The organism is Psychroserpens sp. (assembly GCF_045105015.1).
Classification (GTDB): domain Bacteria; phylum Bacteroidota; class Bacteroidia; order Flavobacteriales; family Flavobacteriaceae; genus Psychroserpens.
Genome location: NZ_JBGCCX010000043.1, coordinates 1 through 11,837, shown reverse-complemented (window position 1 = coordinate 11,837; position 11,837 = coordinate 1). Strand labels below are relative to the sequence as shown.

Below are 11,837 nucleotides of genomic sequence, written 5' to 3'. Positions count from 1 at the left end.
ATCGCCACCAGCTAAACCCGTAAAATCAAATTGCGTTTGTGTTAATGTACCTGCAGTATAAGGTCCGTTTATATCATCTAAACTCACACTATATGGCATTTCTCCTCCAGATATATCTATACTAAATTCTCCATCTAAATCTCCCTCACAAGCTTCAGGAATAATTGAATTAGCAACAATGGTTAATGCAACTGGTACTGGATCGTTTATAGTAAATGTATCGGTAACAAAACACCCTAACTCATCTTGAGCAATGGCTTGATAATTCCCTGGAGGGAGGTTATCAAAAATTGGTGATTCGAAAAACTGATCTAACCTAGGTGATATAGCATATTTTATAATACCGGTACCACCAGAAGCTGTTATTTCTAATCGTCCATTGTTACTTCCAGGACATGTTACATCTGTTGCAACAAAAGTTGCAGTAACTGGAGCTGAAGGTTCTGTTACTGGAATTTGAGCACTAATAGTTAAACAATCTCCACTCTCAACACGCACTTGATAATTACCTGGTGTAAGGTTTGTAAAAACTCCTGGGCTATTCTGAGTTACTGGTGTAATATCGTTTCCAGCTGTATCCTGAAGCGTGTAAGTATAACTCCCCAAACCACCTTGGGCATCTGCTACAATAACTCCAGAATTATCTCCTGCACAATTAATATTTGCATTAGTGGCATCTAAGCTTACTGTTAGCACAGGTAATAAATCAATTGTAATTTCATTTGACGCATTGGTGTCACAACCGTTAGCATCTCTTACATAATACATGTAAGTTCCTGATGATACAGGGAAAGTTACATCTGTTGTAAATGTACCTAAAACTGAGGTAAATGTTGGAGAATTACTATATGTATATGGACCGTTACCTCCAGTTGCACTTAACGTTAATGTAGAACTTGTTGTACATGTTTGCGATGTTTCTTTTACTAAACTCGTTTGTATTTGTGTTGGCTCTGTAATTACAATATTTGGTGAATTGAATGAACAATTATATCCATCAGTTACAACTACATTATAGATTCCAGCTCCTAGATTATTAAATACTGGAGTTGTTTGTGGACCAGATGATGTTACTGTTGGAGCAAGCATATTAAGTGTATAGGAATAATTACTTCCTTGTCCACCAGAAACTGTAGTTACAGTTATTGAAGCATTGGTATCTCCAAAACAAGATAGCGTTGATGTACTAGCTGTAACCGTAGCGTTTATTGACGGAGGAATAACAAGCGTTGTACTATCTGAAGCAATACAACCTCCTGCATCTCTAACATTAACAGTATATGTGCCTGCAGATAAATTTGTAAATGTTCCATTTGGAGAGTAAGCTACAGTAGCTGCTCCAGTTAATTCATATTCAAAAGCTCCCCAACCATCACTTGCTACAGCAGTAATAGTCCCGCTGTTATTATCACAAGTTACGTTTGATGTTTCTGTAGCTACAATAGTTAATGGAGCTAAAGGAGAACCTACAGTTACAGTCCCTGATGTTGTAGAGCAAAATGGACTACCTGTTTCTGTTACTACTACAGTATAATTACCACCTTGAAGTCCTGAAACAATTTCTGGATTTATTGACGTATTTGCAGAAATCACACCAAATACCGATGTAGATGTACTGTCAAAAATTTCATAATTATAAGGCCCTGTATATGTTCCTGTTATATTAATACCAATAGTTCCATCATTATCACCAAAACACGTTACTGGAGTTGAAGTTGTTGTAAATGTAACAGGAATAGCAGCTGGTACAAATATAGAAACGTTGGTTGAACAACTTGTAATTGCATCAGTAATAGTAACGGTATATGTTCCTGAAGGCACACCAGAAAAAATATTACCAGATAAACTAATTGAAGTTGGATTAGGTAAAATTGAATAAGTATAAGTTCCAGAACCTCCAGATCCAGTTATTGTTATTTCTCCATCATCGTCATTACAAGTAGGTAATGCTGATACATTAGGAATTAAATCTATTGGGGCTTCAATATCTACTGAAACTAGATTACCACAACCATTGGCATCTTGCACTTCAATAGTATGCGTTCCGGATGATAAATTTGAAACTGTAAAAGGCGCAGTAAATGCTTGAAATACACCACCGTCAACACTATAAGTATAAGGTGCAATTCCTGGAGATGTTAAAGTAACATCTATTGCAAAATTACCTTCTGTTACTGTACACTGATTATTTAAACTTGCAGCAATAACAGGTTCTGGATCTATATCTATATCTTCATTAATTCTAACTTCACAACCATTGGCATCTCTTACAACAATATCCCAATTTGTTCTAATTGTATAGTCTAAATTTAACACATTGCTAGAACCAAAATCTGCTAAGGTTGGTACAAAGCCTAATGCACCAGCAGCATATTGATAAGGGCCTGTTCCTCCTGATGTAGTTATAGTAACTTGTGCTCCAACATTGCAATTAGCATTAATTTCTGAACTTATAGCTGCTAAAAGGGGTTGAATAGGTTGAGTAATTCTAAAAGTCTCTGAAGCTGTACATAATGTACCATCTGCCTCTCTTACAAATAAAGTATAATTTCCAGCTGGTAAACCTGTAATAGAACCACTAACAGAAGCACCTGTTAATCCTGTAAACGTTCCATTTTGAGCAGGAATAATTGGTAAATTTGTTAATTCATCTTGTACTTCATAATACAATGATGTTACTGAGGCATCGTAACTTGAAACAGTAAAATTAACTACACCACTATTATCTCCATTACAACTCACATCTGTGGTTGTAATTGAATTAATATCTATAGCAGATAATATTGGTGTTGTAACCTCTATTGTTGAAAAACAACCTCCAGAATCAATAACTTGAAATTGATAAGTAACACCATGATTTAATCCAGAAAAAGTATGGGTAGTTGATGCTGTGGGACCAAAACTGGTAGCAGGCTGTCCGAATATTGAGTATGTAAATGGACCCGCACCAGAAACCACTGAAATATCTACGGTAGCTCCTGTTACACATGAACCTGTTGTAGCATTTCCTACTAAATTAATACTAGGTGGTGTTTCTATTCTTTGTGCAGTACTTCCATATTCACATCCATTAGAATCAACTATTGTTACATAATAATCGCCAAATGATAACCCTGAAAACGTATTAGTTGTTAATGCTGTAGTAACACTAGCTCCTATTTGTGTAAATGTATTATCGTATAATGTATAGACAAATGGTGCAACTCCTCCTGAATCAATAGTTACATTTAAACTACCTGGTACATTTGTATTCGTAATACATTGCACAGGATTTCTATTTATTGTAACACTTATAGGTAAAGGATTTGTTAAATTAACTGTTCCAGATACGTCACAACTCTTACTGTCTCTAACCACATAATTGTAAGTTCCTGCTACTAAACCACCGAATACATTAGAAGACACAAAAGATACTCCACCATCAATACTATAGGTAAATGGAGCTTGACCAGTTAAACCTGTTAATCTTATAGAACCATCATTATAACCTTCACATGTTGGGTCAACTGCGCTATCTGAAGCTGTTACAGCCACTGGTGGATTAAGCGTTTGAACACCAGACTCTACAGTACACCCACTGGCGTCTGTTATTAAAAATTGATATGTACCATCTGTTGGAGCTGCATGCGTAAATATAGTTCCTGTAACTGATGTAGAAGCTCCATAAGTACCACCATTAAAAGATGCTTGATATGTGAAAGGGGCTGTTCCTCCAGTGATATTACCAGTTACAATACCATCTGGTGATACGGTACAGTCTATATCTTTAGAGATAACTGTATTTAAAGTTAATGGAGGTAAAGGTGCAATTGTAAAGGATTCTGTATAAATACAATCATTTGCATCTCTCACCTGAAACGTATATGTATCTGGCGATAAACCACTAAAAATATTTGATGTTTGGTAGCCAGTTGATGCAAATGCTGGTGCAATAATTTGATATTCTAAAGGTGATAATCCTCCTGTTGCTGTTAAAGTTACATCAGATGTAATAGCAGGACAAGTAAGAGGTGTACTTGTAAATGCTAAATCTGTTGGAGGATTTAAAGGATCAATAGTAACGGGTGCTGTTATAAATGTACAATTATTAGCATCTCTAATAGTAATTGTATACGTTCCATCTGCTAATCCAGAAAAAGTTAAACCAGGTTGAAAATTAACTCCATCAATGCTATATGAGTAAGGTGCAGTACCTCCAGTTACCCCAGAAACTGTAATAGCACCATTTGTAATACAAGTGTAAGGTGTTGTTAATGTGGCTATTCCTGTAATGGCATCTGCTATATTTATAGTAATGGTTTGGGGTGCTGATGTACAAACATCTGTTCCAATTGTATATCGAACTATGGTTTCATAATTCCCCGCAGATAAACCATTAAAAACAGGTGAATTGGAAAATGTAACACCATTGTCTATGCTATATGCTAAAGTGCTACCGTTTGCATTTGTTACGTTAAAATTGATACTACCTGAATTAACCGCATCTGCACACAAAATATCTGTTTTAGAAATTGTGAAGTCTGGCTCTGGAATAGCATTAACAGTGATAGATGTGTTTGCTGAACAGTTGTTAGAATCTACAACTAAAATATCATAAACTCCTGCAGTTGGAACATTAATTATAGGTGTACTTTGAAAAACAGTAGTACTATTTACAAAATAATAGTAAGGTGGTGTCCCGCCCACTGGGTATACAGTTATTTCACCATCAGTACAAGTTAATGGGCTTGTTAATGCTGAAGTGGCTTCTAATAATGGTGGGTTAATAATTTCAATGTCACCTGCGAAAACACAGCCATCTTCAGTTGAAACATTTATAGTGTATATTCCAGGGTTTAAATTGTTAAAAGTATAATCACTATTAGTAATTGGTCCTACACTATTAACGAGTGTAGCACCATCAAAAATTGAATAAAAGTATTGTGGTCTTGCATCATTTGCTGCTATAATAACACTTCCTTGTCCACCATTACAAAAAGGTTGAGTAATTATGGTTGATACATTAAAATCTCTTTCTCTAATTTGTACATCTGGAACTGAAAAAACACATGGGTTTGGAGTAACACCAATTTGTCTCACATAAACATTGTAAATGTTTGGTGTAATAATTGAAAACACATTACTAGGTTGATAGTTTACACCATCAATACTATATTCATAACCAGTTGGGACATTACCTACAATAATTTCTCCAGGAGTTGAACAAATTATATCTCTTGAAGTTACTGTGGGTTCCAATAGATTTGTGTAAACATTAAAATAGAATTGATTAAAACAACCGCCTTCGTAGTTTAAAGTTAATCGATATTGACCTGCAGTGTTAGCTGTAAAATCTGGACCTGTTTGTACTTGATTCCAATTACAAGCTGGGTCTTCATTTGCACAATCTATATTAGTAACTGCAGAACAACTAGTCTCATCTAAAACTTCCCATATTATTGAAGTTGTATCTGTTATTCCTGTCTGAATAAATACTGAATCATTTGCTCCACACAAGTAAATATTTGGTAATTCTTTTCCGTCATTTGGACAAATAACTACTTCATCTGCAAATGGAATTACAGGGTTTGTAACACCAGCTCCAAATGTAATAACTTCAAATACCTGATCAATAGATTGACAAGGTGCAATAGCTGTATTACGTACATAATATGTACCAGTAGATGACACAGTAATTGACTGGCTTGAACCTATAACAGGAGTACCTGAAGGACTTGTAGACCAAGAATAACTATCGTAACCATCTCCAGCTGTTAAAGTTGCTGTTGCTCCACAAAGCACAACCTCTTCCTCAAATACGCAATTAAGATCTGCTAAAAAATTTGTTGCAGCAGGTGTTATTAAACATCCAGTGTTAGAACTAAAACTAGGATCATCTGATATAAAAAAAGTAGGATCAGTGGTACCATTATAGGTTACGTAGGCTTGATTACTAATAATATTTGAACAAGCATCAGTTAACAAACTACAAGAGGTAACTACTGTAACTTTAAATCGAATCTCCTGTACAGGATCATTTTCTTCTACTAACGAATTATCTACACTAAAGATAAGCTCTCTAGTTGCAGGGTTATAGCTTTGTACTGTAACACCTGGTGGAAGTAAAGATATGTCAGCAGGATAATTGAAGGTCACATTGATAGGAAGAACATCTCTAATTATAAGATTTGTTGCATCATCATTTCCTGTATTTTGAAACCCTATAACATAATTTAGCTCATCGCCAAGATCAACTAATTGGTTACTAATATCAGTACCTGTGGCGTCTTCAACTATTTTTGTAAGAACTATATTTGGTTCTATAATTTCTACAGCAAAAGATGTTAAAAACACACCATAACCATCTCCATTAGTGGTTAATTTTAAATCGCCAGCAGTTGCATCATTTGGTAATACCGAATTTAGTGGATTTGGTAAGTTAAAATTATTAATATCTAAACCTAAGGTATTTAAACTAGCTGGATTTCTATTAAGAACATGTACACCGTCTTTGGTAATAGTTGAATTAAAAAAATTATTCGCTCCATTTAATGCATCACTTAAAACTGTGTATGAACCTGATGTACTTGCCTTAAATTGAAATGAATCTCCAGTAATACCAATATCACCCTCTAAAGCAGAAACACCAATATTTGAATTTACTGGTAATGGAGATGGTAATGTTTGAAAACCAGATACTGGAATATCAAGTTCGGTTGTATTTTGCACACCTGCATAACCATCAAAAGTTGAAATAAACTTACTTGGTAAAATAGGACTCTCGTAAACTACAACCAATGTCCAACCAGCAGAACATCCACCTCGTCTAATTCCGCGAGTAGCTCTCAAATTTGCTACTGTATATTCACCATCAGCATCTGGAAGACCTTGTAATAAACTTGTTACGTTCTTATAACAAATTATTGGAGAATCCTTAAATGAATTTTCTACGCCCGGACCATAGTATTCATATCCATCGAAAATAATATCATCCTCTTCACCAACGGGGTCTGCATTATTATCTGCGACTAAATCAATAAAACCACCTGTAGGCAGTTTAAACTTAATTTGGTTCCAATCTTCTAATCTAGGTGTACCTTCAAATTGAACTGCTCTATTGTTTGCAACTTCAAGAGGATAAACAGAAGCCCAATATAAACCAGCATAAAGTATTCTTTTACATGAGTTATTTATAAATAAGTCTGCACTACTTGAACTAAAAATTGATGGATCCCCACCACTTGCCACGTTTACATAAACACCATCGTTATTATTATTTATGTCTGTACCATTGTATGGTAATGGTAAATCTTTTGCAGTAACTATTCCGTTACCAATTAAAACGACATCTCCTTTTACTTTAATACTTCCTCCTGGTAACCTTGGACTAAATGGTACTGGGAGTTGTGCAAATACATTTGTACTGAAAAGTAATGACAGAACTAAAAAAACAATAAATCCAGAATTTACATAAGTAGTTTTTCTCATACTCAATCGCGTTTTACTTTTCTTTTTGAATTGGGGCATTTAAAAAGAAAATATTTTAAGTATTAAAAAATAAGAATAAAACTACACAAAGGTAATTTCACCTATATTTAATGACTTTAAACGTGATAAATATCGTGATTTTATTTGTAAATAAGTTGAGTTCAGAAGAAATTTAAGCTAAACAACGCTTAAATATGCATTTCAACGATTATAATTTTTATATTGGTAATATTAAACTTACATATAAAAATATAAATAGAAAGGTCATTATTTATTCATTAACAATTTTTACCATAGACATCTTACTATTATATGCAGCGTTTGTTTTACTATCAATAGCATTTTTAGCACTATCAATATCATCAAATTTATTGTAATAAATGTAATATTTACTTGTATTTACATCAAAGAAGAAATCTATATCAGATCTTCCAGATTTAACAGCTTTTCTTAAAAATTCGTCTCTTTTCTCTACATCAGTATGAACTGCTATAACTAAATAGTATCCACTTTCTGTATTTTGAACATCACTTACTATTTGTATATTACTTTGTTCTTCTCCAAAATCAAAATCTTCTTCTTTCAGAACCTCAGAAGTTACTTCTGTAGACTCTTTTATTTGTTTTAAAGTAGACCTATCTTTTAAATAACGTACTTCTTGATTGTCATAGGCTGCTCGTTTTATTCTTCTTTTCCTTTCTACTTCTGTGGCTTCTTTAATTGACTCTAAAGAATTCTTTAGGTTGTCTTTTATTAGTATAGTCTCTGATTGCTGAGCTTTAAACTCTTTAATTTTATTTAAATAGAATTCATTAACAGGATCTGTTTCATCTTTAATATTTTTGATTCTTTCGCTATACAAATTCTCTAATTCAGAAATTTTTAGTTCTTGAGAATCAATTAAATTATCTAATTCTAACTGTAATGTTTGTATGGCTACATTTTCAGAACTAACACTTTTAAATGCTTTTGGTGCTTTATAAATACCTTTTTCACTTAAATCATTTTCTTCTTTTAGATCATCAAGATCTTGTTGTTTTACTGCTACTTTATCATTTAATGAAATTAATAACCTCTGTTGCTTAATTTTAGAATCATCACTCAGCTTGGTTAAACTTTGCATGGCTAATGCTTCACGATCTTTTGCTTGTTTAATAATCATAACAGCATCTAAATCTTGCTGCTTGATTATTTCTTCTTCTCTAGGTCTATTTTCTTCTTCTAGTTTTAACTTAGCCTCTTCCTCAGCTTTAGCTTTGGTCTGTTGCTCTTCAATTAATTTTGCTTGAGCTTCTGCTTCTTGTTTAAGTCTATTTTCTTCTGCTAATTTTAATTTAGCCTCTTCCTCAGCCTTAGCTTTGGCTTGTTGCTCTTCCAACTGTTTTGCTCGAGCTTCTGCTTCTTGTTTAAGTCTATTTTCTTCTGCTAATTTTAATTTAGCCTCTTCTTCAGCCTTAGCTATAGCTTGTTGCTCTTCAACTAATTTTGCTTGAGCTTCTGCTTCTTGTTTGAGTCTATTTTCTTCTGCTAACTTTAATTTAGCCTCTTCCTCAACCTTAGCTTGTTCTTCTGCTTCTTGCTTAAGTTTATTTTCTTGTTCGAGTGTATCGTCTTCTTTACTGGTATTGCTAGCTACTTTATTTCTTTTGTTAGCTTTAGTATTTGTTTTGTTTCTATTTCTGTTTTTAGTACTGGGTTTACGCTTAGTTGAAATTAATAAAGCTGACTCATCATCATCTCCATTATAATTATACCTATCTTTATTTTTAAACTTATATGCTAATGTGATCTCATGGGAATTTCCAAATGTTGAGAAATCACCAATAGATTTTTCATAATTATACTCTAAAGCAATTTGATTTGTAATATTCAGCCCTATTCCTCCTGAGACTCCATAAAGTGTGTTATAACCTACTTGGGCCCAAATACCCTTAGGTACAGTAAGCATCATAATTCCAGAAAGTACTGTTTTCTCTCTTTTAAACTCAGACAGTATTAAGGTAGAAAATTTACTTTCATCAAAAAAACCTCGATTATTTATATAACCTGTATACATAATATGGCCCTGGATACTTTGCTCTGGATTCTCTTCAATAATTTCGGAAGTCGTTAAATTATAAGTAGCTAAATTGTTAATTGATACTCCAAAATCAAAAAAGGCAGTTCCGTAGTTTATTCCTGGATTTACTGTAATAACAGAGTTTGAAGGTATATTATCTAAAGAAGAATCTGGAAAATTGGTAATTACATTCCCCTCATTTATTCCACTTTTATAGAAACCTACATTCATACCAAATGTTAAATTACTATCTCTATTTAAATTAACATTGTATGCAAAATTGGCAATTCCCCCAAAAGTGGTTAAAACCCCATAGTTTTGTTGAAAAAAGCCTAAACCAACCCCAATGTTTTCTCTAAACCTACCAGAATAACTAAACAAATACGTTTGTGGTGCATTATCAAACTGTACCCATTCTCGTTTATTTGTAAAACTTAAATACTTATTTTCCTCTCTTACAAAACTAAATGTAGGATTTATGGCGTATCTATTAAATTTTAATGAGTTTCTTACAGGTAAATCAAACGCAACCACACCATCTTCTTGAGAATAGAGCCATGGTGTTAAACATAAAAGAAAGATGATATGTATTACATATAATTTCATTTTACTTTACTACTGTTATTGAGCCTTTTTTAGTTTGATTATTTTCAGTTTTTATGATATAGTAATAGACAGGGTTAATAGTTGTGAAATCAATACTATTTTCTGGCCAATTATTTAGATAATCTTTGGTTTGTAAAACAATTTCACCTTGCGAGCTCAAAATGGTTATTTCAGTATTAGTACCGCTTACATATTCTTGTGGTATAATCCATGTATCGTTTACTCCATCAGCATTAGGACTAATTAAATTAGGAATATTTTCTACAGATGGAAAAGCCTCAGTAACAACAAAAGTATATTCTACTGAAGATTGACAACCACTTGTTTGCTTAATAACTACTCTATAATTCCCCCTTTGTGTGGCTTCGTATGTATTAGCTGTTGCACCAGAAATTATTTCTTCATTTAAATACCATTTAAACTCCGGATTTATAGCATCTGTTGTTATTGTTGCAACCAAAGTTTCGCCATCATCAATCATGTTTCGTTCTGGAACATCAATACTACTTGTAAACCCTGAGTTTTCTAAGTTAATTGATGCGTTAACGTTACAATCACCCAAATCTATATTAACAGAATAAACACCTGCCTCATTAGTTATATACATTTGTTCTGTTGCTCCAGGAATTTGCTCTCCATCCTTAAACCATTGGTAACTTTCGCCATTTATAGCACTTAAAGTTGTGTTGCCTTGACTGGAGCAATAAGGGTTTCCTAAACTAGAACTTATCTCTGATGAAACTCCAGAACTCGCCTCACTTATTGTTACGCGATTTGAAAATGAATTTGAAGTACATGTACCATAATTAGTTTCAACAAAATATGTCCCGGGTTGATTAACAGATAACGTTTCTCCTTGAGATACTAATACTGATGTGGTTTGACTTGTTTCTTTAAACCAATTAAAGGTAAGTGATGGATATTGAAGAGGCGAATCATTCATGGTACCTCCGGGATTATCTATTGTTAATAAATAACTACTGCCTGAACAATAAGCTCCTGTAGAAATTAAATTATTAATAGAAAATGGGGTGTCTTGTATTTTATAATACGCTGCAAAAGGAACAGATCTAGTGCTTGAAGCTACTGGATCTGTACTTTTTATTTTTATTCTATATGCTTCTCCTGCAATTGATGTAGGAACCGAAAATGTTAAAGTTGCAGGTGAAGTTGAAATACTACCCTGAGGTGATGTATAAATATCTGTAGCGTTATTAAAATCTCCAGAGCTATCTGAAAGTTCTATGATAAATTGATTTGTTGAAGCCAAAGCTGAATCTGGCGAAAACGAAAATGTTACATTATAGGTATTAAAAGATGGACTCGCACAAGCTTGTGTAAAACCAAGATTAGGTGTACTAATTACTATTTGCGCATTAGAAGTGTTTACTAATAACAGAAAAAGGATAATTTTAAAAACAGTAAAGTTCCTCATGGGTATTAGTCGCTTTTCTAATAAAACCTCTAGAAACTATTACAGCTCTAAACTCAAAAAGATTTAGAACTAAAAAGGAATTTCCAAACTGATGTCCATATAAATATTAAATACAAAGATCTGGGGGTCTTATTATTTTGATTTATTATTCTATAATTTAATTATTATCTATAATATTCTCTGAAGCATACTGCGTTTGCGATGCTTTAATTTTATTTATTCGTAATCTAAAATCTGGTCTCTTATCGTTATTTAAATCAATAAACGTTT

Annotated in this window: 3 protein-coding genes; all 3 read right to left on the bottom strand. The window is 33.2% G+C overall.

Annotated elements, in window-relative coordinates:
- A partial coding sequence (locus AB8B90_RS03305; RefSeq protein WP_405333603.1) for a beta strand repeat-containing protein occupies positions 1-7,467 on the bottom strand: 7,467 nt, incomplete at its 3' end.
- 271 nt (positions 7,468-7,738) lie between these two features.
- Positions 7,739-10,132 (bottom strand): PorP/SprF family type IX secretion system membrane protein, encoded by a 2,394-nt coding sequence (locus AB8B90_RS03300; RefSeq protein ID WP_405333601.1) that lies wholly within the window; start codon positions 10,130-10,132, stop codon positions 7,739-7,741.
- A 1-nt stretch (position 10,133) separates the two neighbouring features.
- Positions 10,134-11,567: a gliding motility-associated C-terminal domain-containing protein gene (locus tag AB8B90_RS03295; protein WP_405333599.1), complete on the bottom strand. Its 1,434-nt coding sequence runs from the start codon at positions 11,565-11,567 to the stop codon at positions 10,134-10,136.
- Between the last annotated feature and the right edge of the window lie 270 nt (positions 11,568-11,837).

Coding starts and splice junctions, on each gene's coding strand:
- AB8B90_RS03300 (WP_405333601.1), bottom strand. CDS start 10,132: ATGAAATTATATGTAATACATATCATCTTTCTTTTATGTTTAACACCA.
- AB8B90_RS03295 (WP_405333599.1), bottom strand. CDS start 11,567: ATGAGGAACTTTACTGTTTTTAAAATTATCCTTTTTCTGTTATTAGTA.